This window comes from Trebonia kvetii, assembly GCF_007827045.1.
In the GTDB taxonomy this organism is placed as follows: Bacteria; Actinomycetota; Actinomycetes; order Streptosporangiales; family Streptosporangiaceae; genus Trebonia; species Trebonia kvetii.
On sequence record NZ_RPFW01000010.1, the window covers coordinates 77,594 to 101,803 of the forward strand.

Genomic DNA, 24,210 nt, shown 5'->3' on the forward strand with positions numbered 1-24,210 from the left:
CTGTGCACTCCCATGGCGAACCCGAGATCTGGCACTGGGATCCGACCAGAGGCGCGAGATCGCCGATTATTTTCGCTGCCCCCCACGGCCAGCCAGGTGGTTGAGGCAAGTGCAGATCATCCATTTCAGCTCCCGGCCGGTTCCTCCTGACCTGGGGAGGCTCTGGGGGGCGCTACCCAGGGGGCAGGCAGGCCTCTCCCCAAAATTTTGTTGAGCGACCGCATCATGTCATATTTCAAGGTGACCAGGCTGTTATGCAATAATTCAATCGTGACCATGATCATCACTCTCGGCAATGCGCGCAACGCTCTGCTTGTCAGCGATCGCCGCCTCACCCTACCGGGGGGCGGTCACGATGATGAGTCCAATAAAGCATTTGTGCTGACTACCCGAGACGCTAGGATGGCCATCGGATTTGCGGGACTTGCCGAGGCCGCTACTCTTAGGTTCAAGACGCGATTTTGGCTGGCGCAGGCGCTAGCTGAGGTCGCGCCTCCGAGTCATACAATCGTAGAAATGTTGTCCCGGTTGAAAGCGAAGGCCAACCGGGAAATTTCACCACTTCGCGTTACAGACAAGAGATTGAGTATTACTGGCGTGGGATACATATATACTAACGGCCAGCCTCGGCTAGCGTTTTTTCGGCTGAGTAATTTTGAGTCGCCTGATATGCAGCCATTGGTGGCCGACCGTGCCGCGCATCAGTTTCAGGAGTGGACCTGGTGGGCCGAGGAGGGCGAGCCATCAGCGATGTTGGGCAACATCTCTGGTTTCTTCACGCTTCCGCCGCAAGCGCAGAGCGTTTGGGGCGAAACGAAGGAATTGGTCCGGGCTGACAAACCGCCGCAGGCAATTGTGTCACGTACGGTAAAACTTATCCGCCTGACAGCGGATGACCGGAAAACGCAAGGGTCTGTGGGGCGCCAATGTATGAGTGTTGTTATCTCAAGTGACCCAACTGTCCAGCCGACGTCTAGGTATCATACATCCGAAGTGAAAGCCACCGCATACATGCCTGGAATTATCGACGCGAGGGGAGGGCCGCATCCGGTATTGGCAGTGATGGATGCTTCATTCGGAGCAGTTGACGAAACCATACCGACCGTGGTACCCGAGGTTCCTCGCAATCGGCCGTGTCCCTGCGGTAGCGGACGCAAATATAAGTACTGCCACGGGCGAGTTATGAAGATCAAGTCTCGGCCGGGATCGCGTCCGGCATAGCCGGCAAAGCGCGGCCGCGCACTACCCAATAGATTCCGGCGCTGTCGAAGCTATCGCCCGTCTTTCTCACGCTGTCCCGCTGCCTCTTGCGACACAAAGCCTATCTCACCTTCCCGCAGAGTCGATTGGCCGGCGTACACGTGGGTTGCGGAAACCCGGTATGCGCTGAGGTAAGGCTGGGCGAGGATCTGACCTGATTCCGCATTTCCGGGAGGCCGTCACACCCGACTGATCCGTCTACGCTGGGATCATGGGAGAGCGCGGTTGGGGTTGGACCCCCTCGAAGATCCGGCGGGTTCGGTTCATCGAGTGGCTGGTACCGCAGTCATCATCCGCCACATACGTACCCATCAAGCCGTTCTACGACGCCCAGCCCGATGCAGACGCGCTCACCACCCAGGTCGTGCACGATGAGCTGCGGGAACTGGAGCAGCAGTCACTCATCCATCTGGCGGCCGGGCTGGGCGGCATCGAGGGATTCGATGCCCTGGCCACCGCCAAGGGCCGCCTCCTGGCAGAAGATGTTCAGGCCGGTCGTGCTGACATGCGGCAGCGCAGGGCAGCCTGCCGGGACGCGATGGTCGACTGGCTGTCCTCGCAGGACGCATCGACTTCGCTGAGGCAGCCTTCTCGCGACCTGATGCTTGCTGACCCGCGCTACGGCACCTGGCTGGCAGAGCCGTTCTCAGAGGCAGATCTTGACGCCGCCGCCGCCTGGTTGCGCAGACAAGGCCTAGTCGACGGAGTGACGGTCGATGAATGTGAGGGGCCGGTCCGGCTTTACCTTACTGACGCAGGCGTCTTGTGCGCCGAGGAGTTTTGCTCGGACACCGTGCAGTACGTCGCGGCGCAACGGTCGACGGCCTCGAACGCTGTGACAATCCACGGGCCTGCTAGCGGAGTGGTTGTGGGATCGCATGGCGTCACCCAACGTGCGGGCGATGCCGTGCAAACAACCCAGCTTGATGTCGCCGCGCTTGCGCGATTCGCCGATGCGGTGGCATTGGCACTGCCCGCCCTTGGGCTCGCACCTCGGGAACAAGAGGATGCCAGGATCCTGACGGGCGAGATCGTCCAGGCGGCATCAAAGCTACGACCGGACCAGCACAAACTGAGAGTCCTTGGGCAGAGCTTGCGGACCATCCTCGAAGGGACTGCCAGCAACGTACTCGCCGCTACCCTCCTGGGGCTATGGCATGGCTGACCTGTGCCTGTGCCTGTGCCTGTGCCTGGAGACTATCGAATAGGACCTTAATAACTATTCTTGAAGGCAGCCTCTTTCTTAGCCGTTCAGGTGCTACCGGGCATACGCGTTGGCAAGCATGCGGCGAAGCAGATCAGCTCGTTATGGATGGCTAAACCGCCGCTGCTAACGATCTTCAATTGCCTGGGTTACGGGTCTGGCGTGTGTCGCGGTGGTGGGTTATGCCGGTGTCATGAGGTATCCCGATGGCGGCGGGCTGACTGCTGCGGATCGTGCCCGCCGGGAGCAGGTGCGGCTGGCGGCGGCGGAGATGATCGAGGCCGGGGCGAGCGATGGTGAGGTCGCGCGGCGGTTGCGGGTGAGCCGGATGTCGGCGAACCGGTGGCGGCGGGCGCTGGCGGCCGGCGGCCGGGAGGCGCTGGCCTCCAAGGGGGCCGGCGGGGCGAAGTGCAAGCTGACGGAGGCCCAGGTCGCCGAGCTGGAAGCGGTGCTGGACGCGGGGCCCGCGGCGTGCGGTTATGAGGATCAGTGCTGGACCCTGGCCCGGATCGCCGATCAGGTGTGGCGGCGGTTCAGGGTGGAGTACACGCTGGGCGGGGTGCATGTGCTGCTGCACCGGATGGGGTGGAGCGTGCAGGTCCCGGCGCGGCGGGCGGCCGAGCGGGATGAGGCCGCGGTCGCCGCGTGGAAGCAGGAGACGTGGCCGGTCATAAAAGGGCGGCTGAGCAGCAGGGCGCCTGGCTGGTCTTCGAGGACGAGTCCGGGCAGGGTTTAAGGCCGCCGAAGGGCCGCACCTGGGGGCGGCGCGGCGCGACCCCGGTCGTCAAGGTGACCGGCGGCAGCAACAAGCGGGTGTCGCTGGCCGCGGTGATCGCCGTCAAGGCCGGGCAGCGGCCGCGGCTGATCTACCGCGTCCATTCCGGCCCCCGGCGCGGTGACAAGCGCAAGGGGTTCACCGAGACGGACTACGCCCGGCTGCTGGACGCCGCCCACCAGCAGCTCGGCGGGCCGCTCGTCCTGATCTGGGACAATCTCAATACGCACGTCAGCCGGGCGATGCGCGAGCTGATCGCGGCCCGGGACTGGCTCACCGTCTACCAGCTGCCGGCCTATGCCTCCGAGCTCAACCCGGTCGAGTCGGTGTGGTCGCACCTGAAAAGATCCCTGGCCAACCTGGTCAAGCATGACCTCGCCCAGCTCACCGCCCTGGCCAAGTCCCGGCTCCGCCGCATGCAGTACCAGCCCGGCCTGATCAACGGGTTCCTCACCGGAACCAGGCTTGATCTCACGTCCCTTGCGTAACCTCCGCAATTGAAGATCGTTAGTGGTGGCGCAACCGCGCAGAACGATTCCTCTTTGTGTCAAGTGGGACCGCTGGTCTTCCTATGAGCCTCTGAGGTGCGGTTATTTCCTTGCCAACGTCATAGGGGTACGGTGGTTCTTGGTCCGGGAGTGGCTTGGCCGAAGAGCCGGCGTCCTGGGGTGTGAGCCGGCCGCGCTGGCGTCAGAGTCGTTCCCCGCGTGCCCTCCCGGACTGCTGCTCCCGCGTGCGGCGCGGACGGCGTCGGCCTTGAGGTGCTTGTAGAAGGCGTCGCTGACCTGCCGTTTCAGGGCGCGCAGCGCTTCCTTGGCGGTCTTGCCCTCGGCGGTCTTCTTGTCGAAGTAGGCGCGGCCCTCGCTGCCGGGGTAGCGGATCTGGGTGACCGCGGTCATGTGCGCGGCGTGGTTGAGCCGCCGGTTCCCGCGCCGCGACAGGCGGAACACCGTCCGCCTGCCCGAGGAGACCTCGACCGGGGCGGTGCCGTTGTAAGCGGCGAACGCGTCCCGGCTCGCGAACCGGGAGACGTCGCCCGTCTCGCCGATCACCGTGGCGGCGATCACCGGGCCGACCCCGAAGATCTCCGTCAGGCTGGTGCCCGTGGCCCGCACCGCGGCTGCCAGCTTCTTCTTCGTCTCCCGCACCTGCTCGTCGGCCCGGCGCAGATCATCCAGCAGGTCGGCGGCCAGCTCCGCGCGGGCCAGCTGCACCGCGCCGGACGGGGTAACCTGCGCCAGGACGCGGGCGGCGTGCGCGATGGTGATCTCCTTGCCGATGCCGCCGGGGACCAGCTCGCACAGCGCCGCGTGCAGCCGGCAGGCGATCCGGGTCCGGTTCCGTCCCAGGTCATGCTGCCGTCTGGACCACATCTTCAGCACCGCGCAGTGATCATCCGGTGTGACCTCGCGGACGGTCCGGGACCTTAGCGCGGTGACCGCGATCGCGCGGGCGTCGTTCGGGTCATTCTTGTTCACCGCCTCATCGGCCAGCAGCCGCACCCGGGCGGCCAGCTTGGGCTGCACGTCCAGCACCCGCTCCCCGGCTGCGACCAGCTGCTGGGCCAGCAGGTGGCCCAGGCCCCCGGCGCCCTCCACGGCCCAGGACCGCTCCGGCCACGGCGCCGCCCATTCCAGCAGCCGCCGCGCCTGCGCCGCCGAGGCCCGGATCCGCAGCTGGCCGAGCGGCTGCTCACCGGCACTGACCGCCACCGCGGTGCGGAATCTGTCAACCTGAACGAGGCACCGTCACGCGAGCATTACTGAGTGCTGGTCTCCTTCTTCCTGGGGCGGGTTGATCCAGGATGTGCCTGGCAGTTTCGGCGGGGCGGGTGGCTTGCTGACGAAGCGCTCGGGGTGGGCGAGGTAGGCGGCGTCCAGGACCTGGGCGCGGGCGGCCCGGACGGCGGGGGCGTGGCCGTGGTGGATGTCGGCGGCGGTGTGCAGGCCGAGTCCGCCGTGATGGTGGTCGTTGTTGTACCAGCCGAAGAATTCCTGGCAGTGGGCGCGGGCTGCCTCGATGGTGGCGAACCGGGCGGGGAACGCCGGCCGGTATTTGAGGGTCTTGAACTGCGCTTCGGAGTACGGGTTGTCGTTGCTGACGTGGGGGCGGGAGTGGGACTGGGTGACGCCGAGGTCGGCGAGCAGCAGCGCGACGGGCTTGGAGGTCATGGAGGAGCCGCGGTCGGCGTGGAGGCTGAGCTGGCCGCGGGTGATCCCCTGCTTGGCGCAGGTCTCCGCGATGAGCTTCTCCGCCAGCACGGCGGACTCCCGGGTCGCGACCATCCAGCCGACGGCGTACCGGCTGTAGATGTCGAGGATGACGTAGAGGTGGTAGTAGGTCCATTTGACCGGGCCGTGGATCTTGGTGATGTCCCAGGAGTAGACCTGGTTCGGCCCGGTGGCGACGAGTTCGGGCTTGACCGCGGCGGGGTGCGTCGCCTGACGCCGCCGCTCGCGGCTTTCCCCGGCCTCGCGCAGCACCCGGTAGTAGGTGGACACCGATCCGAGGTAAGTTCCTTCATCCAGCAAGGTCGCCCATACCTCGTCCGGGGCCAGGTCAGCGAACCGGCTGCTGTGCAGCGCGTCCAGGATTGCCTTCCGCTCGGCGGGGGCCAGCGCCCGCGGCTGGGCCCGCTCCTTATGCGGGACCGAGGCCGGCCTGGGCGCTGGCGGGCTGATCCGGTGCCGCCGGTACCAGGTAGCCTGCGCCACGCCGGCCGCGCGGCAGGCCGCCCTGGTGCCGATCTGAGGCGCGAGCAGGGCGATCGCCTCGTCGGTCACGAACTCGACCCGTGCTCGGAGTCCGCGCCCTCGGAGATCGTCTCCAAGAGCGCCTGCAGTTTTGACTGCACATCGGCCACGAAGCGGGCCTTGGCCAGCTCCTGCTCCAGCTTGGCTTTCTCTTTCTGCAGCCGGGCGATCTGCGCGTCTCGCGGGTCGGCCGCCGGGCGTCCGGACGCCCGCGCCGGGCTCGCCGGGGCGCCGGCATCGCGGGCCCGCCGCCACTCGGTGATGAGACTGGAGTACAGGCCCTCCCGGCGCAGGATCGCGCCCTTCTCACCAGGCGCCGCCGCCTCGTAAGCGGCCAGGACTTCCTGCTTGTACTGCGCGGTGAACGTCCGCCGGCGGGCCTTCTCGGGCACCTCCGGATCCGGGCGCTCCTGCTCGCCGGTCACCCGTCCAGCATCGCCGGCCAGCGGCATGCGGTCGAGCGAGGTCATTGTCATCTAGGAAAGCGTCTCCGTCCCCGCCCTCGGGGAGTGTCAGTGGTTACTGAGGGGCGGGTGCCTCACGACAGCTTGGCAGAGAGGGGTGTGCGAGGCCTTATGCGGGTCCACGCCGATCATCACGCCTGTCATGACCTGCCTCCCATCCTCGCCATTGAGGGGTCCGCGGCGGGCATGCCTTATTCCAGATAGTCAGCGTCGCACCTCTTATGAGCCACGCCGCGGCAGGGTCCGACAGGCCGGCACGTCGTTCGGAAGCCAGGCCAGCACGCTGGTCGGCAGCGGTTCGCAGAGCCAAACCCATCGAACCCCTAAACGCTACAACTGGACCCAGCCGTAGCGTCAGTACCGATTCTTCAATAAGGCGGTTCAGGACACAGTTGACGCCTGCGCGATGACAATTGACCGCCGACCATAACGGCGGCTACGTGAGCGCCTTACCGTGCTCAGCGGTCGCGTGTGGTCGCTGTCTCTCGTCAGGCAGCTCGGCAAGGCGACCGTTGGGCAGGTTCGGCTGGCCGTCATCACGCCCGAGACGCTCTTCTCTCTACACCGAGCCGGGATGGTCCAGGGTGTGAATGTGTCTTCTTCGTCGAGCTTGCGCGGGCGTTGCCGGGGCCGGGCAGCCGCGGCGGCTAGGCTGCCCGGCCCTGACTGACTAGGAAAGCACCGGCTGCCCGGCCGTGAGTTCGGCGTTGAGCAAGCGGGCGAGCGCGTTCAGTTTTTCGTTGGATCCCTGCACCCCGCCGCCGCGCAGCGTACGCCGGGACACGGGTCTGCCTTCGGCGGCAAGTTCGCGGGCGATGCGGACGGCTTCCTGGTCGCAGCAGGCCCTGGCTGACCTTGCCCCCGTTCGCCGGACACTTCGGGTGTGGGGTCAGGCGCCGTGGTCTGGCGGCCTGAGTCGTGTCTCGAAGTCGGCTGGGCTGAGCATCCCGAGGCTGGAATGCCTTCGCGCGGGGTTATACCAGCATTCTATCCATTCGAATATCGCGTTCGCTAGCTCTTTCCTGGATTTCCATGCCTTCCGGTCAAGAAGTTCTATCTGCATGGTGCCCCAGAACGATTCCATCATCGAGTTGTCGTAGCAGTCCCCGACCGTTCCCATCGAGCCGAGCAGCCCCGCGTCGCGGAGCCTTTTCCCGAAAGCCCAGGACGTGTACTGCGTTCCGTGGTCGGAATGCAGGATCGTTTTGCTTGACTCCGGGCGGCGCCGGAGGATAGCCATGCCGATCGCGTCGATGACCAGCTCCGATTTCTGGCTGACGTCAATTGACCAGCCGATGATCCGTCGCGAGCAGGCGTCCATGACCGCCGCGCAGTACACCTTTCCCTCGGCTGTCGGGTGCTCGGTGATGTCGGTCAGCCAGAGCTGGTCGAGCTCGACGACCGCGAACTGCCGGTGCACCAGGTCTTCCTCGGTCGCGGCGTTGACCAGGTTCTTCCGGCCTTTGCGCCGGTGGACGCCCTGCAGGCCGGCTTCGCGCATCAGCCGGGCGACCCGCTTGCGGTTCACCGTCTCGCCCAGGCCCAGGACCAGCTCGGCGTGCACCCGCGGCCACCCGTAAGTGCCGCGCGATTCCTCGTGAACCGCCGCGATCATCTTCGCAAGCTCCCTGTTCCTCGCGTTTCTCGGCGATTCCGGCTTTCCGAGCCATTCGTAATAGCCGGACGTGGACACGTTCAGTACCCGGCAGGCCGCCGCGACCGGGATTCCGGTATCGGCCAGCTCTCGGACCAGCCGGAAGGTTACTTTGGGAGGACGCTTTCCCTGGCAAAGTAAGCGGCGGCGCGCTTGAGGATGTCGTTTTCCATCTCAAGCTGCCGGTTTTTCCGGCGCAGCTCTGCGATCTCTTTCTTTTCCGCGCTGGTTGGCTTTAGCGGGCTGCTGCTTTCGTCGGCGTCGGCCTGGGCGAGCCAGTTCCGCAGGCACGATTCGCTGATGCCGAGGTCTTTCGCGGTCTTGGCGATCGGTGCGGTGCCCTGGCGGGCGAGCTCGACGGCGCGCTGGCGGAACTCCGGAGGGTGCGGTGCGGGCATGGGGACATCCTTCCTGATGGCCGAGGCCATCTCAGGTCAGGTGTCCGGGAAACGGGGGCAAGCTCAGGCGGGGTCGGGCGGTCCTGTCGGCCTGAGTGGCAGCTGAGGCGGGCCGGTCCGCGCCGTGGTCTTGGTCCGTCGAGTGGTCCTGGTCCGGTTTCGGGTCCTGGTCCATCCCGGACCGCTGTGGTCTGCTGGCTGGTCTTGGGCGGACTGCGCCGGGAACTGCCCGCCGGCTGGTCCCGCAGGTGCGCTGCCTGCCGAAGCCGCGGCGTCGCCGCGCAGCAGGTGGGCCAGGGTGGTGCCCATGGCCAGGACGAGGACCGGCAGGCAGGACACTACGGTGGTGATGGCCCACGGCGCGCGGGACTCCCCAGCCTGGGCGAGCAGGTGGTAGGCGACCTGGCCGGCCATGCCGAGTGCGAAGGAGCTGATCGCGGACCGCCTGGCGAACCGGCGGGTGCGGGGACTGATCCAGGGCTCGGCTGCCAGCCAGGCCCGGAGCGCGTAGGCGGCGTAGGCTTCCACGCCGACCGGGAGCGTGATGCTGGTGTCCAGGCGCAGCGAGGGCCAGATGCCCGGCAGCGGGGAGACCAGGCCGAACCCGGTCATGCGCGCGATGCCGACCCAGCCGGACCACACCTCGGCGGCGGCCGGGACGGCCAGCAGGAACAGGGGCCAGGACCGGACGGTCCTGGCCTGGTCCCGGGCTGGCCCGGACCGGTCCTCGGCAGAGCCCGGTCCGCGGACCACGGCCGGGCCAATGTCCGCGTCCCCTGGTCCGCCGGCACGCTGGTCCAGCTGGTCCGGCCGGACCGCAGGGACGCTGGCGAGCGCTGTCATGGAGTCACCGTTCCGGGCTCGGCAAGGGGGTGGGGTTCGCCGGTCAGCGCGGCGAGGGCGGTGGCGACCTCGGTGAGCGTGGCGCGCACGTACGTCGAGGTGGCGGAGCCGGTGTCGCCGGTGCCGTCGGTGTGACCGGCGTAGGCGTGGGCGACGGCGAACCCGAAGTTGCGCTCAACCCAAGTCAGGGTGGTGTGCCGCAGCCAGTGGGTGCTGATCTGCTGGGTGCGGACCCAGGGCAGGTGCCTGCCGATGCGGACCCACAGCCCGTCGTAGCGCCGGTAGGTGACCGGCCGCCCGTCGGTGTAGCGCAGCAGTCGCCCGTCCGGCGGGGCGTGGCGCTCCTCTGCGTGATGGATGAGCGCGGCCATCAGGGTGGGGGAGACTGGCTGCCAGCGGACCGTCTCGCCCTTTTCCCGCAGCATGATTAGGCACTGTTCCCGGTCAAGGTCGGCCGGCCGCAGGGCGAGCGCGCCGCCGCGGCGGCAGGCGGTCTCGGCGTGCAGCCGCAAAATCAGTGTGTCGAGTTCGGGGTCGTCGCCGGTGGTGGCGGCGACCTCGTTGATCTCGGCAAGCCGGGTGTCGGCGACGGCACGGCGGGTGGAGGGCAGTCGGCGGGGCTTGTCGACCTTGCGGGCGGGGTTGTCCTTCTCGCTGATCAGCCCGTCGTCTTCGGCGTGCCGGTACAGGCAGCGCAGTGCGGCGACCAGGTGCTCCTCGGCGCTGCGGCCGCCCCGCCCGTTGCGCCGCTGCACCGCATTGGCCTTGATGAGCTTCATGAGTTGCCGGACTTCTGATGGCGTGGGCTCGTCCAGGTGGCGGGTGCCCCACTGCTGGGTGATGCGGCCCCAGTAGGTTCCGTATGCCCGGCGGGTGCCGTCGGTGACCGCGGCCGACACGATCGGGATGTAGTCGGCGAACGTCGGCACGGGCGGCCGCTGGCCGGGGGCGGAGGTCAGGTCCTCCAGGGACAAGCCCATCGACTTCAGGACCAGCAGCGCCGCGTCGACTGCGGCCTGCTGGGACACAGGCGGGGAGCTCGGGACGGTCGTCATGACTTTTCTCCTTGCGCGTGCGGGAACGAGCCGTGGGCGCGGATGGCCTGGTCCACCACGGCGAGGGAGTAGGCAGTAAGGGTGTCTTCGCCGGGGACTGCAGCCAGCAGCACCCGGTCGCCGGGGCGCAGGCCGCAGCGGCGGCGTAGCACGGCGGGGATCGCTATGCAGGCGCGGCCGGGCAGGGTGATCATTCCGCCGGGGTCGCGGCGGGCGGTTATCACGCCCGCGTCGGCGGTGAGAGTCAGCCGGTCTCCGCCACACCAGCCCAGGGCGGTGGTGAGGGCCCGGTCGGCGATCCGGCCGGAGGCGTCGATGCGGCCGATTCCATAGACCACGCCCTCGGGAGGGGCCGGGACGGAGACCGGGGCGGCCAGCGGCAGCGGCCGGCCCCCGGCGGCCCTGGCGGACTGCCGGCCGGACAGGACGGCCGATGAGGGGATGACAGGAGCCAGAGGTCGCGCGGTCATGGCCGCCTCCCGACAGGGAGAGCGGGAACCGCCGCAGTGCGCACGGCAGCGGCGCATGTAGGCGTGTTCAAGGAGGCGAAAGGCCTGCTAAAGCGGGATGCGTGTGAGAGATTCCCCGTCAGTTCGCGTGTCCGAGCCGACGCTTGAACACGCTGCATAAGCGTGTTCAAGCGCTGTCCGATTTGGGGAGATTCCACCGATATGGGTGTCCGAGGGGGGACTTGAACCCCCACAGCCGTCACCGGCCACTAGCACCTCAAGCTAGCGCGTCTGCCTATTCCGCCACCCGGACCAGGTGTGCCGATCGCGTCGGCTGGCTAAGGTTAGCAAACCTTCGGAGACTTCGCGAACCCATCGAGTCTGCCCAAGCAAGCGCAGTCAGCCTGACCGAAGCCCCAGCTCAGACGGCCCGCCGCAGAGCGGCAGCCGCCCAGGTCGCCCAAGCCGCTGGGCGCCCAAAGGCCCCAGGGCCGGCCGCAAGAAGGCCGGTGGCACGATGGACAAGTGACGGAGAACCAGGTGAACCAGGTGAGCTCAGCGGAAGAGGAGGTCGCGGCGATCTGCCGCGACCTGATCAGGATCGACACGACGAACCCGGGCAACCATTCGGGGCCCGGTGAGCGCCGCGCGGCGGAGTACGTCGCCGGGCTCCTGAGCGAGGTCGGACTGGCGCCTGAGGTTCTGGAGTCGCACCCGAAGCGGACCAGCCTGGTCGCGCGCATCGAAGGCGAAGACAGGACACGCCCCGGGTTGCTCATCCACGGCCACCTGGACGTCGTGCCTGCCGACGCCAAAGACTGGCGGCAGCATCCGTTCAGCGGGGAGATCGCCGATGGCTGCGTCTGGGGGCGCGGCGCGGTCGACATGAAGGACATGGACGCGATCATGCTCGCGGTCGCCAGGCAACGGCTCAGGGAGGGCCGGAAACCCAAAAGGGACGTCGTGCTCGCCTTCACAGCGGACGAAGAGGCGGGCGGCACCTGGGGCGCCCAGTTCCTTGTGGAGCAGCACCCTGACCTGTTCGAGGGGGTCACCGAGGCGATCGGCGAGGTCGGCGGGTTCAGCGTGTCCGTCGGTGACCAGCGCCTTTACGCCGTGCAGACCGCGGAGAAGGGCATCGCCTGGATGCGGCTGAAGGCGACGGGCACCGCCGGTCACGGGTCGATGATCCACAACGACAACGCCGTCACCAAGCTCAGCGAGGCACTCGCTCGGGTCGGGCGGCACCAGTGGCCGACCCAGCTCCCAGACGCCACAAGCCAATTTCTGACTAGAGCAGCACAAGCGCTCGGCGTCGAGTTCGACCCCCAGGACCCCGCGAGCGTCATCGGCAAGCTCGGCGGCATGAGCAAGATGATCGGCGCGACCACGCAACACACGGCCAACCCGACGGGCTTCAAGGCCGGCTACAAGGTCAACGTGATCCCGCAGACCGCGACCGCCGAGCTCGACGGGCGGTTCCTGCCCGGCCGGGAGGAGGAGTTCTTCGCCGAGCTCGACCGGCTGCTCGGCACGGCGGTCAGCAGAGAGTTCATCCACCACGACGTCGCGGTTGAGACGACTGCCGACGGTGACCTGTGGAATGCGATGAAAAGCTCACTCAACGCGGAAGACCCGGAGGGGATCGTGACGCCCTACTGCCTGTCCGCGGGGACGGACGCCAAGTGGTTCAGCAAGATCGGCATCCGGTGCTTCGGGTTCAGCCCGTTGCGGCTGCCCGCCGAACTCGACTTCCCCGGCATGTTCCACGGCGTCGACGAGCGGGTACCGCTAGACAGCCTGCGGTTTGGCGTGCGGGTGGTGGACCGGCTCCTGGACATCTGCTGAGAGAAGCGTCAGAACGTCTTTACGGCGCGTATTATTCGACGGCGGAGGGTAGCCTTCCTGCTGCCGTCGGCATAGAGACGGAGCCTGGCCAGCTCCCACGATCCGTACTCCGCATGCTCCGTGAGTATGCGTCGCGCGGCGTCGCGTGTCGTGCCGCGCGGCAAGTACAAGACGAGGTAGTCGTAGTCGGCCATTGCCTCTTATTCTGCTCCGGTGAGCCCGCTGCGCAAGCCATGCGCGCGAAGTTCCGGGACTGCGGCGGGTGTTGTGTGATAAAGCACTCGGGAACAGTCTGGACGGCTAACCGGGTTGCAGGGATAACGGCAGGGACGGGCAATTCGTCGTTGCGCCGCGTATGGTACTTGCGGCGGGCGTTGCGTTGGAAGCGCGACCGGGAGCCTGCTCAGACGTGGACGGGCCATGGCGTTGATGTGAGGTTGGAAAGAGCGTGCCAGCAAGAAGCAGGGCCGCGGGGAAGACAGCGGCGGCCTCCGAGAACGGGGACAACGGGGCAGCGACCGGCAACAACGGCGCGGCCGTTAACGGTAACGGCCGCGGCACCAGGCTCGTCATTGTTGAGTCCCCTGCGAAGGCCAGGACCATCGCGGGTTACCTGGGCAAGGGCTATGTCGTCGAGTCGAGCATTGGCCACATTCGTGACATGCCCGACAAGGCCGCGGAAATACCCGAGAAGTACCGGGCTCAGCCCTGGGCGCGGCTCGGTGTCGACGTGGACAACGACTTCCAGGCCCTGTACGTCGTGCCGAGCGACAAGAAGCAGCAGGTCTCCAAGCTAAAGTCGCTGCTCAAGGACGCCGACGAGCTCTACCTCGCCACTGACGAGGACCGCGAGGGCGAGGCCATCGCCTGGCACCTGAGAGAAGAGCTCAAGCCCAAGGTGCCCACCAAGCGGATGGTCTTCCACGAGATCACCCCGGAGGCGATCGCCCGCGCCATCGCCAACCCGACCGAGCTCAACGACGGCAAGGTCGACGCCTACCAGACCAGGCGCGTCCTTGACCGCCTCTACGGCTACGAGGTTTCCCCCGTGCTGTGGAAGAAGGTCATGCCGCGGCTGTCGGCCGGCCGCGTCCAGTCGGTCGCCACGCGTCTTGTCGTCGACAGGGAACGCGAGCGGATCGCATTCCGCTCGGCGAGCTACTGGGACCTTGAGGCCGACTTCGCGACTGCAAAGCACGGCACCGAACGGTTGCCTGACGATCCCACCATGTTCACCGCGACTCTGCAGAGCGTGGACGGCAAGCGGGTCGCTCAGGGCCGCGACTTCACGTCAACTGGCCAGTTGCGGGACGCGGCACAGGTGCTGCACCTCGACGGCGAGTCCGCCGGCGCCCTGGCGGGGCGGCTGCGGGACGCGAGCTTCAGCGTGTCGAGCGTCGAGCGCAAGCCGTACCGGCGTTCGCCGTACGCGCCGTTCCGCACCACGACGCTGCAGCAGGAGGCGAGCCGCAAGCTCGGCTTCACCGCGAAGTACGCGATGTCGGTGGCGCAGCGGCTGTACGAGGAAGGTTTCATCACCTATATGCGGACCGACTCGATCACGCTGTCGCAGACCGCGATCGACGCCGCCCGCAGCCAGGCTCGGGAGCTGTACGGGGCGGACTACGTGCCCGACGCGCCGCGGACCTACGCGAGCAAGGTGAAGAATGCCCAGGAGGCGCACGAGGCGATCCGCCCGGCGGGCGACAGGTTCCGCACACCCGCGCAGGCCGCAAAGGCCGGCCTCAGGGGCGACCACCTGCGGCTTTACGACCTGATCTGGAAGCGCACCGTCGCCTGCCAGATGAAGGACGCGACCGGCGAGTCGGTCTCGGTCAAGGTCGCCGGCAACTCCACGGCGGGCGAGCGGGCCGAGTTCGGCGCCTCCGGCAAGATCATCACCTTCTACGGGTTCCTCAAGGCCTACGTCGAATCCACCGACGACACCGCCGCGGACCGGGACGACCAGGAGCGCCGCCTGCCGGTGCTCGCGGAGAACGACCCGCTGACCGCGCTGCGCCTCGACCCGGCCGAGCACGCCACCAGGCCGCCGGCCCGCTACACCGAGGCGTCCCTGGTGAAGGAGCTTGAAGACCGGGAGATCGGCCGGCCCTCGACCTATGCGAGCATCATCGGCACGATCCTCGACCGCGGGTACGTCTTCAAGAAGGGCACCGCGCTGGTGCCCTCGTTCCTCGCGTTCGCGGTGATCACGCTGCTCGAGCGGCACTTCGGCCAGCTCGTCGACTACGAGTTCACCGCGCAGATGGAGGACGCGCTCGACGAGATCGCGCGCGGCGAGGCGGAGCGTGTCCCGTGGCTGCGCCGCTTTTACTTCGGCGACGACGCCCAGGAAAATGCTGTGCCGACCACACATACCCGACCCCGTTCCGATGAGGGACTTGGTCTTAAGGCACTGGTGTCCGACATCACGGACATCGACGCCAGGGACGTCAGCTCCTTCCCGCTGGCCGGCACCGACATCGTGGTGCGGGTCGGCAGGTACGGGCCGTACCTGGAGCGGGACGGGGAGCGGGCGAACGTGCCTGAGGACCTGGCACCCGACGAGCTGACGCCGGAGAAGGCCGAAGAGCTGCTGAGCGAGCCGAGTGGCGACAAGCCGCTTGGCTCCGACCCGGAGTCCGGTCACCAGCTCGTGGCCAAGGCCGGGCGGTTCGGTCCGTACGTGACCGAGGTGCTGCCTGAGGGCGCCAAGGACAAGCCGCGCACCGCGTCGCTGCTGAAGTCCATGACCCTGGACACCGTGACGCTCGATGACGCGCTCAAGCTGCTGTCGCTGCCGCGCACACTCGGCGAGGTCGACGGCGAGCCCGTCACCGTGCAGAACGGCCGGTACGGCCCGTACGTGAAGCGGGGCGCGGAGAGCCGCTCGCTGGCCACCGAGGAAGACATGTTCACCATCTCGTTCGACCAGGCGAAGGCGCTGCTCGCGGAGCCCAAGCCCCGCGGCCGCGGCCGCGCGGCCGCGGCGCCGCCGCTGCGCGAGCTGGGCAACGACCCGGCGTCGGGCAAGCCGATGGTGATCAAGGACGGCCGGTTCGGCCCGTACGTGACCGACGGCGAAACCAACGCCTCGCTGCGCAAGGGCGACGAGGTGGCGACCATCACGGTGGAACGCGCCGCGGAACTGCTCGCCGACCGGCGCGCCGCCGCGCCTGCGCCGCGCGCCAAGCGCACGACGGCCGCCAAGCCCAAGGCGGCGACGACGAAGGCGACCACCACGAAGAAGGCGGCCACGACCAAGAAGGCCACGACGGCGAAGAAGCCGGCCGCTAAGAAGTCGGCGGAGTAGGCGACGCCGGCCGCGGCGGCAGGCCGTGTGGGCAACAGGTTGGTAACCGCGTGCACCGAAAGCGGACTCGGAGCGTCTTGACATAGTGAGAAAAGCCACCGCGTGTGCCGTTCTCGCCGCCTTCGCCGCGGCGGGCTGCTCAGCAGGCCAGTCATCGTCCGCTGCCCGGCTGTCACCGGGGGCGGTCGCGTCGCCGGCGGGCTCCGGTCACTCGCCGGGTGCCAAGGGATCCGCAGGGGCGGGGTCGTCAGGCGGCTCGACATCGCAGGCTTCCGCTGCGTCGTCGGGCGGCACTGCGGTCGCGATCGGCTCACCGACGCCAACCGGTACGCCGACACCCGTCGCGAGCAACATCACGATCGCCCCGGCCGGGACGATGCAAAAGGGGCCGATGAAGATCACGGCGGTCTACTGCGGGCCGCTTTCGCCGGCGCAGCAGTCCCAGTTCGGTACGACCGCCGCCGGCGGCCTGATCTACCGGTACGCCAACACCTCGAGCGCGGTCACCGGCTCGGCGAAGCTCTACGTCGGGTTCACCGCGGGCGGCGGCATCGCCGGATCGAACTACGCGGGAACCCTGCCCGACATAGGCCCGGGCATGTCGGCGGAGGGCGAGGTGGACGCTGTCGGCATCGAGGGCCAGGACCTGAACTTCACCGGCTGCGAGATCATGAGCTACGCGCTGGTCACGTCGACGGCGGTGGACCCGGTCAGCTACGCGGGCTGACCGGCGGAATCGGCGGGAGCCGCACGGCGTTCCCCGTAGGGTCCGGCATGCGTGTCAACCGTATGAAAAGCATCAATACGGACATTACTAAGGAAAGTAAAATCACGATCAAGCAGTAGCCACCAGGCACGCTGCCGTTCTCGATAGCCTAGCGCCGTGAACTCTCGCTCCGCCCCCCGCAGCGCACGCCCGGAGGTGCCGCCGGCCCGCCGGGCCAGACGCGCGCGCCACGGGGAGGGAGTGCTGTCCATCAAGCCGTTCCGCAGGCTGTGGGTAGCGCTGTCGCTGTCCAGCCTGGGTGACTGGCTCTCGATCCTCGCGCTCGTCGCGCTCGCCCCGTCGGTGACCCACGGCAGCAACCTGGCGAAGACCTCGTCGATCAGCGGCGTCTGGGTGGTCACCCTGCTGCCCGCGCTGCTGCTCGGGCCGATCGCGGGCGCGCTCGCCGACCGGCTCGACCGCCGGGTGACGATGGTCGTCGGCGACGTCATCCGCGGCCTGCTGTTCATCTCGATCCCGCTGTTCCCGAACCTGACCTGGATCTTCGTGGCGAAGTTCCTCGCCGGGATCGCCTCGCAGTTCTGGAATCCCGCGTGCGCGGCTTCGGTGCCGAACCTGGTGCCCAAGGACAAGCTCGAGCGGGCCAACCAGCTCAGCCAGCTGATGACCTACGGCACCGCGCCGCTCGCGGCCGGCCTGTTCGCCCTGCTCGGCTGGCTCTCGACCGCGCTCGGGCACGGCATCCCGTTCTTCCATGCCAACAAGGTGGACCTGGCGCTGTACTTCAACGGGGCGTCCTACTTCGTCTCCGCGATCGCCGTCTACACCCTGCGGCAGATCGGCAAGCGGGAGCACAGCGGGCGCATCTCGGTGCCCTCGACCGCCAAGGCGATCTGGGAGGGCTGGCGGTTCATCAGGCACACGCCGGTCGTGCGCGGGCTGGTGATCGGGATGCTCGGCGCTTTCTGCGCGGCCGGCGTGGTGATCGGCCTGGCGCCGTCCTATATCCAGTCCACCCTGGACGGCGGGTCGGCGGGCTTCAGCCTGGTTTTCGCGTTGATCCTCATCGGCCTGGCGATCGGCATGGGATTCGGCAGTCGGCCCTTCGGCGACTTCTCCAGGCGGCGGCTGTTCGGCGTCACGCTGACCGCATCCGCGGTGCCGCTCACCGTGATCGCCCTGGTGCCGAACCTGGGCGTGGTCGCGCTGTTCGTCTTCCTGATGGGCGTGGTATCGGGGATCGCCTACCCGACCGGGTTCACCATTGTCGGCCTCGAAGTGGACGACGACACCCGCGGCCGGGTGTTCGCGTTCTTCCAGTCGACGATCCAGGCCATCCTGCTCGCGGTGATCGCGGTCGCTGGGTTCATCGCCACCGGCTTCTCCGCGGCGATCGGCGCGGTGACCGGATCAAGCAACGGCGAGGTCAAGATCGCGCACATCACCTACGGCGCGCCGGGCGACAACCTGCTGCTGCTGCTGTCGGCGGTGCTCGTCGCGTTCGTCGGCATCCAGTCCTACCGGCAACTCGACGACCGCAAGGGCGTCCCGCTGCTCGAGGACCTGATCACGGCGATCCGCGACGAGCCGCTCAAGCGGGTGCCCGCCGCCCCGGCCGCCGACGGCCAGCAGCCGCACGGGCACGCCGGCCTGTTCCTCGCCTTCGAGGGTGGCGAGGGCGCCGGCAAGACCACGCAGGCTCGGCTGATCGCGATCTGGCTGCGCGAGCAGGGATACGACGTGGTGACCACGCATGAGCCGGGCGCGACCAAGATCGGCATGCGGCTGCGCGCACTGCTGCTCGACACTGCGCACTCCGGCATGTCCGCGCACTGCGAGGCGCTGCTCTACGCGGCGGACCGCGCGGAGCACGTGGCCAAGATCATCGACCCGGCGCTCGAGCGCGGCGCGGTGGTCATCACCGACCGGTACATCGACTCCTCGCTCGCCTACCAGGGCGCGGGCCGTGGCCTGCCGACCGCCGAAATCGAGATGCTCAACGGCTGGGCGACCCACGGACGGCTGCCCGACCTGACCGTCCTGCTCGACCTGGCTCCCGAGGCCGGCCTGAGCCGCCGCGCCAGGTCCGCCGACCGGCTCGAGGCGGAGCCACTCGACTTCCACCGGCGGGTGCGGGTCGGTTTCCTCGGGCTCGCCCGCGCCGAGCCGGAGCGCTACCTGGTGCTCGACGCGACCGCTCCGTTCGCGGAGATCGGCCAGCAGATCAAGGACCGGATCAGGGAGATACTGCCCGACCCGGTGCCGCACGTCTCCGAGGCCGCGACCGGCTCGTTCCCCGCCATCCCCGACCATGTCCCTGATGAGGTGGCGGACCCCTGGTGAGCGTGTGGGACGAGCTCGCCGGGCAGGAGGCGGTCGTCGCCCAGCTGCGCAATGCCGTCGCGGGCGCGATGACGCACGCCTGGCTGTTCACCGGGCCGCCTGGTTCCGGCCGGTCGGTGGCGGCCCGCGCCTTCGCGGCGGCGCTGCTCTGCCCCTACGGCGGCTGCGGCGAGTGCGCCTCGTGCCATCAGGTGCGCGCAGGCACGCACGCAGACCTGCTCCTCGTCCGCCCGGACGGTCTCTCCTACGGCGTGAAGCAGACCCGCGACCTGGTGCTGCGCGCCGCGGGCGCGCCGTCAGGAGGCCGCTGGCGCGTCGTGCTCTTCGAGGACGCCGACCGGTGCACCGAGGCCGCCGCCAACGCGCTGCTCAAGGCGATCGAGGAGCCCGCGCCGCGGACCGTGTGGCTGCTGTGCTCACCGTCGGCTGAGGACCTGGTGACGACGATCAGGTCGCGCTGCCGGGTGATGACGCTGCGGGTGCCGCCGTCGGCGGCGGTAGCGACGGTGCTCGCCGAGCGGGACGGGATTGACTACGACCGCGCGCTCGCCGCGGCGCGCGCCGCGCAGGGGCACATCGGCCGCGCCAGGCGGCTCGCGCTCGACCCGGCTGCCGCCGCCCGCCGGGAGACGGTGCTCAAGGTCCCGGTGCAGTCGGTGTCCCTCGGCCCGGCGCTGGCCGCGGCCGCGGCTTTGGTCAAGACCGCGGAGGACGAGGCCAAGGCGGTCACCGAGCAGCTCGACGAGCCGGAGCGGGAGGCGCTGCGCCAGGCGTTCGGCGAGGGATCGACTGGCAAGGGCGTGGCCAAGGCGATGCGCGGCATGGCCGGGGCCATGAAGGACCTGGAGGACAGGCAGAAGTCCCGGGCGACCCGGGTCAAGCGCGACACCCTGGACAGCGCCCTGCTCGAGCTCGCCGCCTTCTACCGCGACGTGCTCATGCTCCAGGTCGGCGCCGAGGTCGAGCTCGCCAACGCCGACCGGCTCGATGACCTGCGGCGGATCGCCGCCGGCTCGACGCCGGAGGCGACGCTGCGCCGCATCGAGGCGGTCATGCTGTGCAGGGAACGGGTGACGCTCAACGTCGCGCCGCTGCTCGCCGTCGAGGAGCTGACGATCTCGCTTGTCCGGGGTTGAGCCGTTACCGGTCTGTTGCTTAAGGTGCCGCGCGCCTTAGGCTAGCCCGATGGGCATGATGATGGCAGTCAGCTTCGAGCGGTACGGGCGGCTCTACTACCTCGACCCAGGCGGCCACGAACCGAGGATCGGCGACAAGGTGCTCGTGCCCACCAACAGCGGCCCCGAGGTCGCGGAATGCGTGTGGGCGCCGCAGTGGATGACGGAAGACGTCGGCGGCCTGCCGGTGTGCGCCGGCCTGGCCGGCCCGGACGACCTGATCCGCGACGAGCACAACCGGCGCAGGCGGGCGGAGGGCAAGCTGGCCGCGCGGCGGCTCATCCGCGAGCACGGCCTGCCGATGAAGCTGATCGCGGTGGACTTCGTATCGGCGACCAACGTGTTCGTCGTGTACTTCAGCGCGCCGCACCGGGTGGACTTCCGCGCGCTCGTCCGCGACCTCGCGGCCCGGCTGCGGTCCCGGGTTGAACTGCAGCAGATCGGACCGCGCGACGAGGCGCGGCTGCAGGGCGGTATCGGGCCGTGCGGCAGGGACCTGTGCTGCGCGACCTTCCTCAAGGACTTCGAGCCTGTCTCGGTGCGGATGGCCAAGGACCAGGACCTGCCGGTCAACCCGATGCGCATCGCCGGGGCGTGCGGGCGGCTGATGTGCTGCCTGAAGTACGAGCACCCGCTGTACCAGGACTTCAAGAAGTCGGCGCCGCGCGCCGGCTCCCGCGTGGAGACCGAAGAGGGTCCAGGCACCGTCGTCGGGCACAACGTCCCCTCGGACAGCGTCGTGGTGAAGCTGACCGCGGACGGCCGCACCTGCGCCTGCTCGGTGGCGAGCGTGTGCGGCTCACGCCTCGCCTACGAGTCCACGCACGGCAACAGCGCGTAACGCTTCTCCCTTCCCCGGGACTGAATGGTCGCAGCTGCGTTCCAGTCAGGTCCGATCCCCAGGGAAGGGGAAACCTTGTGAAGGCACTCATCCGTTTCGTCCCGGCGCGCGTGCTGGCCGGCAGTGTGGCGGCCATCGCCGTCGCGGCGTTCGCCGCGCCCGCCGCGTCGGCCGCGGTCAAACCGTCGGCGCCCCGGCAGCACACCTTCGATGGCGCCGGCGGCGCCGTTTTCGCGCTGACCGATAACACCGCGGGCAACGCCGTGGCCGCCTACCACCGTGCGGGGGACGGCACGCTCACCGCCGCGGGCACCTACGCCACCGGGGGTCTGGGCGGCATTCTCAGCGGCTCCGTGGTGGACCACACGGCGTCGCAGGGCGCGCTCGCCCTCGACAGGCACCGCGGGCTGCTCATCGCGGTCAACCCGGGCAGCGACACCATCTCCGTGTTCCTGGTCGACGGCGACCATCTGACGCTCAGCCAGGTCCTGTCGTCAGGCGGCGACTTCCCTGTCAGCGTGACCGTGCGCGGGAACCACGCATACGTTCTGAATGCCCTCGGCGGCGGGTCGCTCTACGGATACCGGCTCGACGGACGGCACCTGACGGCGATTTCCGGTTCTTTGCGCGCGCTCGGGCTGGGGACCACGGCCGCGTCGGCGTTCACGGCGACGCCCGGGCAGGTGGCGTTGACGCCAGACGGCACGCAGTTGCTCGTGACGACGAAAGCGACGGGCAACGACGTGGACGTGTTCGCCGTCGGCCCTGACGGGCGGCTGTCGGCGAGCCCGGTGGTCAACACCCTGACCGGTGCCGTGCCGTTCGCCGCGGCCTTCGGCAGGGACGGGCACGTGGTGATCGCCGAGGCGGGGCCGAACGCGGTCGCGACCTTCACGCTGTCGCACGGCGGCCAGCTCACTCAGCTCGGCATCGCCAGCACTGGGCAGGCGGCCACCTGCTGGATCGTCCGGGCGGGCCAGCACTTCTACGCGTCGAACGCGGGGAGCGGATCGGTATCCGGCTACGATGTCGCGCACTCTGGCGGCCTGACCGCGCTTGGGAACACCGCGACCGACGCCGGGACCGTTGACGCGGCCGCTGCGGCGCACGGACGGTTCCTGTACGTGCAGACGGGCAAGGCGGGCATCGTCGACGAGTTCGCGGTGGGCTCCGGCGGTTCGCTGGCGCAGGTCGGGTCGGTCACCGTGCCTGGCGGGGCCGGCGGCGAAGGGATCGCGGCGAGCTGAGGTTGCCACTGCTTCCCATCCGCAGGGCCGGCCGGGTTGTCTCGGTGACGGCACGGCCGGCCCTCGGACTTTCCCCTCCTCCAGCCGGCGGCGGCGGTACGCTGCCAGCGATGGATGCGGACGCGTTGTTGCTGCGGCGCCTGCGGGACGGCGACGAACACGCGTTCGTGGCGCTCGTTGAGCGTTACCACTCGACCATGCTCAGGGTCGCCCTGGCGTACGTGCCGAGCCCGGCGGTCGCCGAGGAGGTCGTGCAGGACACCTGGCTGGCGGTGCTGCGCGGACTTGCCAGATTCGAGGAGCGGTCGTCGCTGCGCACCTGGCTGTTCACCATCCTGGTGAACCGGGCGCGCACCACCGGCGAGCGAGAGAGCCGCTCGGTGCCGGTCGCGGACGCCGGACCCGCCGTCGACGCCGCCAGGTTCGGCCCGTCAGGCGCCTGGGCCGAGCCGCCCGAGCACTGGATCGAAGAGGCGGAAGACCGGATCGATGCCGCTAAGCTGACCGAACTGCTGCGGGCCGGTCTTGACGTGCTGCCCGTGCGGCAGCGCGAGGTGGTCCTGCTACGGGATGTGGAAGGGCTGAGCGGTGCGGAAGTGTGCCAGGTGCTCGCGATCAGCGAGGTCAACCAGCGGGTCTTGCTGCATCGCGGTCGTAGCAGGCTCAGGCAGGTGCTCGAATCGGAGCTTGGAGGTGGACGGCGATGAGCTTCCTCTCCGGCGTGCTGCGCCTTCGCCCCCGTCCGCGCGACCTGGCCTGCCAGGAAGTCGTCGAGCTGGTGACCGACTACCTGGAGGGCGCGCTGTCCGCCGCTGAGCGTCGCGGGTTCGAGCGCCACCTGGCAGGCTGCCCGCACTGCACCGAGTACCTGGCCCAGATGCGCGAGACGATCCGGCTGACCGGCCGGCTCACCCCCGATGACCTGACGTCCGGGATGCGCGCGGACTTCACCGACCTGTACCGCCGCTGGCGCGCCGAGCAGTAGTAGCCCGTCGTCAGGTGCTCGACCAGGCCTTCCAGTGGTCGACCTGGATGACGATCACCGGGCCGTGCGGCCGGTTGTCACGGTACTGCTCGTAACGCTCGGCGAGCACGTCGAGCGGGTCCTGGAGTGCCTGCTCATCGTCGACCACGCTCGCCCAGCCGTCGATGCGAACCCACCAGAGCAGGTCCCAGTCTTCGTCGTAGTGGTCGGCGAGCAGCGCCACCCGGGGGTTCTCCCTGATGTTGCGCAGCCGCCGCAGGTTGGCCGACTTCTTCGGCTTGTAGTCCACCGCTGTGTAGATCAGGTCCCCGTCCATCGCGAAGGTCACGGGGACCAGGTGCGGCTGCCCATCACCCCCAGCGGTTGCGAGCCGGGCCACTCGGGCCCCGGCGAGTCGTGTACGTGCCTCTTCCTCGGTCAACCTCACCTGTCCAATTGTCCACTGTGTTGCTTGCTGCGTGATCCAAGCCAGCCCAGAGAACCTGTAGACTAGCGGGGCGCGGTCCGCAAGGACAGCCCGCCGCCTTAGCTCAGTCGGACAGAGCGACGCACTCGTAATGCGTAGGTCTGGGGTTCGATTCCCCAAGGCGGCTCCCACGCTAAAGCCCCTTTCCGAACGACTGTTCGATCGCGAACGGGGCTTTTGCATGAGCTATCCGCTCCCCACTACCCCGCAACCCCGCAACCGCCGCATTCCGTACAGAATCTCGGGTCAGGTCGAGTGAGGGCGCGCAACCGGGCCCTGCGTCCTATCTGAGACAGGTGGGTTTCGTTTCAGCGGAATCACCCTGAAGGGGTGATGGGGCGAGCGTCATCTGGACGGAGCATCAGAGCCGTCACCGCACGCCGAGCGGTGCGGGGCGGCTCGGGGGTCGC

The 24,210-nt window shown here is 68.6% G+C and carries 21 protein-coding genes and 2 tRNA genes; 13 read left to right on the plus strand and 10 right to left on the minus strand.

What is annotated here, in order from left to right; genetic code table 11:
* Window positions 1-276 precede the first annotated feature (276 nt).
* The 3 genes from EAS64_RS38780 to EAS64_RS48020 all read left to right on the plus strand — a co-directional run bounded on the left by EAS64_RS38780 (window position 277) and on the right by EAS64_RS48020 (window position 3,727).
* Window positions 277-1,221 (plus strand): SEC-C domain-containing protein, encoded by a 945-nt coding sequence (locus tag EAS64_RS38780; RefSeq protein ID WP_246116099.1) that lies wholly within the window; start codon window positions 277-279, stop codon window positions 1,219-1,221.
* A gap of 250 nt (window positions 1,222-1,471) precedes the next feature.
* On the plus strand, window positions 1,472-2,425 hold the full coding sequence (locus EAS64_RS38785; protein WP_145861542.1) for a hypothetical protein: 954 nt from the start codon (window positions 1,472-1,474) through the stop codon (window positions 2,423-2,425).
* 232 nt (window positions 2,426-2,657) lie between these two features.
* Window positions 2,658-3,727 (plus strand): IS630 family transposase gene (locus tag EAS64_RS48020; RefSeq protein ID WP_439333581.1). Its coding sequence is split into 2 segments (ribosomal slippage): window positions 2,658-3,135 and window positions 3,135-3,727, totalling 1,071 coding nucleotides; the frame shifts between segments, so codons are not numbered across the junction.
* 102 nt (window positions 3,728-3,829) lie between these two features.
* On the opposite strand, the gene EAS64_RS38800 is transcribed toward EAS64_RS48020, so the two are convergent.
* The 7 genes from EAS64_RS38800 to EAS64_RS38830 form a co-directional block, all read right to left on the minus strand.
* Window positions 3,830-4,951, minus strand: a complete 1,122-nt coding sequence (locus EAS64_RS38800; protein WP_145861544.1) for an IS110 family RNA-guided transposase — start codon at window positions 4,949-4,951, stop codon at window positions 3,830-3,832.
* Between the two features lie 36 nt (window positions 4,952-4,987).
* Window positions 4,988-6,444 (minus strand): IS3 family transposase gene (locus EAS64_RS38805; protein ID WP_439333595.1). Its coding sequence is split into 2 segments (ribosomal slippage): window positions 4,988-6,078 and window positions 6,078-6,444, totalling 1,458 coding nucleotides; the frame shifts between segments, so codons are not numbered across the junction.
* Between the two features lie 901 nt (window positions 6,445-7,345).
* A protein-coding gene (locus tag EAS64_RS38810; RefSeq protein ID WP_439333592.1) for an IS3 family transposase occupies window positions 7,346-8,508 on the minus strand; the annotation gives its coding sequence in 2 pieces (ribosomal slippage) (window positions 7,346-8,220 and window positions 8,220-8,508; 1,164 coding nt in all).
* Window positions 8,509-8,571: 63 nt separating this feature from the next.
* Window positions 8,572-9,351 carry a hypothetical protein gene (locus EAS64_RS38815; RefSeq protein ID WP_145861547.1) on the minus strand — a complete coding sequence of 260 codons (780 nt, stop codon included), beginning with the start codon at window positions 9,349-9,351 and terminating at the stop codon, window positions 8,572-8,574.
* Window positions 9,348-10,406 (minus strand): tyrosine-type recombinase/integrase, encoded by a 1,059-nt coding sequence (locus EAS64_RS38820; RefSeq protein WP_145861549.1) that lies wholly within the window; start codon window positions 10,404-10,406, stop codon window positions 9,348-9,350. Before EAS64_RS38820 ends, EAS64_RS38815 begins: the two co-directional genes overlap by 4 nt.
* Window positions 10,403-10,876 carry a hypothetical protein gene (locus tag EAS64_RS38825; protein ID WP_145861551.1) on the minus strand — a complete coding sequence of 158 codons (474 nt, stop codon included), beginning with the start codon at window positions 10,874-10,876 and terminating at the stop codon, window positions 10,403-10,405. The genes EAS64_RS38820 and EAS64_RS38825 overlap by 4 nt, the downstream gene beginning before the upstream one ends.
* Window positions 10,877-11,082: 206 nt before the next feature.
* Window positions 11,083-11,168: transfer RNA gene (locus EAS64_RS38830), tRNA-Leu, on the minus strand.
* Window positions 11,169-11,380: 212 nt separating this feature from the next.
* Here EAS64_RS38830 and EAS64_RS38835 point away from each other — a divergent pair.
* Window positions 11,381-12,703 carry a M20/M25/M40 family metallo-hydrolase gene (locus tag EAS64_RS38835; RefSeq protein ID WP_145861552.1) on the plus strand — a complete coding sequence of 441 codons (1,323 nt, stop codon included), beginning with the start codon at window positions 11,381-11,383 and terminating at the stop codon, window positions 12,701-12,703.
* 8 nt (window positions 12,704-12,711) lie between these two features.
* Here the strand turns inward: EAS64_RS38835 and EAS64_RS38840 are convergent, their stop codons facing one another.
* The gene (locus EAS64_RS38840; RefSeq protein WP_145861554.1) at window positions 12,712-12,897 is read right to left on the minus strand and encodes a DUF5703 family protein; all 186 of its coding nucleotides are present in this window, start codon (window positions 12,895-12,897) and stop codon (window positions 12,712-12,714) included.
* A 377-nt stretch (window positions 12,898-13,274) separates the two neighbouring features.
* Here EAS64_RS38840 and topA point away from each other — a divergent pair, with 377 nt between their 5' ends.
* Window positions 13,275-16,016 carry a type I DNA topoisomerase gene (gene topA / locus EAS64_RS38845; RefSeq protein WP_246116100.1) on the plus strand — a complete coding sequence of 914 codons (2,742 nt, stop codon included), beginning with the start codon at window positions 13,275-13,277 and terminating at the stop codon, window positions 16,014-16,016.
* Between the two features lie 207 nt (window positions 16,017-16,223).
* Here the strand turns inward: topA and EAS64_RS38850 are convergent, their stop codons facing one another.
* Entirely contained in the window at window positions 16,224-16,418 is a 195-nt protein-coding gene (locus tag EAS64_RS38850; RefSeq protein WP_145861559.1) for a hypothetical protein, read from the minus strand.
* On the opposite strand from EAS64_RS38850, the gene EAS64_RS38855 reads away from it, so the two are divergent.
* The 7 genes from EAS64_RS38855 (at window position 16,408) to EAS64_RS38885 (ending at window position 23,334) form a co-directional block, all read left to right on the plus strand.
* Window positions 16,408-16,743, plus strand: coding sequence for a hypothetical protein (locus EAS64_RS38855; protein WP_145861561.1), 336 nt, complete (start codon window positions 16,408-16,410; stop codon window positions 16,741-16,743). The two genes, EAS64_RS38850 and EAS64_RS38855, sit on opposite strands and share 11 nt — an antisense overlap.
* Window positions 16,744-16,899: 156 nt before the next feature.
* On the plus strand, window positions 16,900-19,086 hold the full coding sequence (gene tmk, locus EAS64_RS38860; RefSeq protein ID WP_246116084.1) for a dTMP kinase: 2,187 nt from the start codon (window positions 16,900-16,902) through the stop codon (window positions 19,084-19,086).
* Window positions 19,083-20,222, plus strand: coding sequence for a DNA polymerase III subunit delta' (locus EAS64_RS38865; protein WP_145861563.1), 1,140 nt, complete (start codon window positions 19,083-19,085; stop codon window positions 20,220-20,222). The genes tmk and EAS64_RS38865 overlap by 4 nt, the downstream gene beginning before the upstream one ends.
* A 49-nt stretch (window positions 20,223-20,271) precedes the next feature.
* A complete protein-coding gene (locus tag EAS64_RS38870) occupies window positions 20,272-21,102 on the plus strand; it encodes a PSP1 domain-containing protein (protein ID WP_145861565.1) in 831 nt (276 codons plus the stop codon).
* A 77-nt stretch (window positions 21,103-21,179) separates the two neighbouring features.
* On the plus strand, window positions 21,180-22,349 hold the full coding sequence (locus EAS64_RS38875) for a lactonase family protein (protein WP_222849938.1): 1,170 nt from the start codon (window positions 21,180-21,182) through the stop codon (window positions 22,347-22,349).
* Window positions 22,350-22,459: 110 nt separating this feature from the next.
* Window positions 22,460-23,056, plus strand: a complete 597-nt coding sequence (locus tag EAS64_RS38880) for an RNA polymerase sigma factor (protein WP_145861567.1) — start codon at window positions 22,460-22,462, stop codon at window positions 23,054-23,056.
* The gene (locus EAS64_RS38885; protein WP_145861569.1) at window positions 23,053-23,334 is read left to right on the plus strand and encodes an anti-sigma factor family protein; all 282 of its coding nucleotides are present in this window, start codon (window positions 23,053-23,055) and stop codon (window positions 23,332-23,334) included. The genes EAS64_RS38880 and EAS64_RS38885 overlap by 4 nt, the downstream gene beginning before the upstream one ends.
* A gap of 10 nt (window positions 23,335-23,344) precedes the next feature.
* Here the strand turns inward: EAS64_RS38885 and EAS64_RS38890 are convergent, their stop codons facing one another.
* Window positions 23,345-23,761 (minus strand): TIGR03668 family PPOX class F420-dependent oxidoreductase, encoded by a 417-nt coding sequence (locus tag EAS64_RS38890; protein WP_187366497.1) that lies wholly within the window; start codon window positions 23,759-23,761, stop codon window positions 23,345-23,347.
* A 92-nt stretch (window positions 23,762-23,853) separates the two neighbouring features.
* Here EAS64_RS38890 and EAS64_RS38895 point away from each other — a divergent pair.
* Window positions 23,854-23,927, plus strand: a tRNA-Thr gene (locus EAS64_RS38895).
* The last annotated feature ends 283 nt before the right edge of the window (window positions 23,928-24,210 follow it).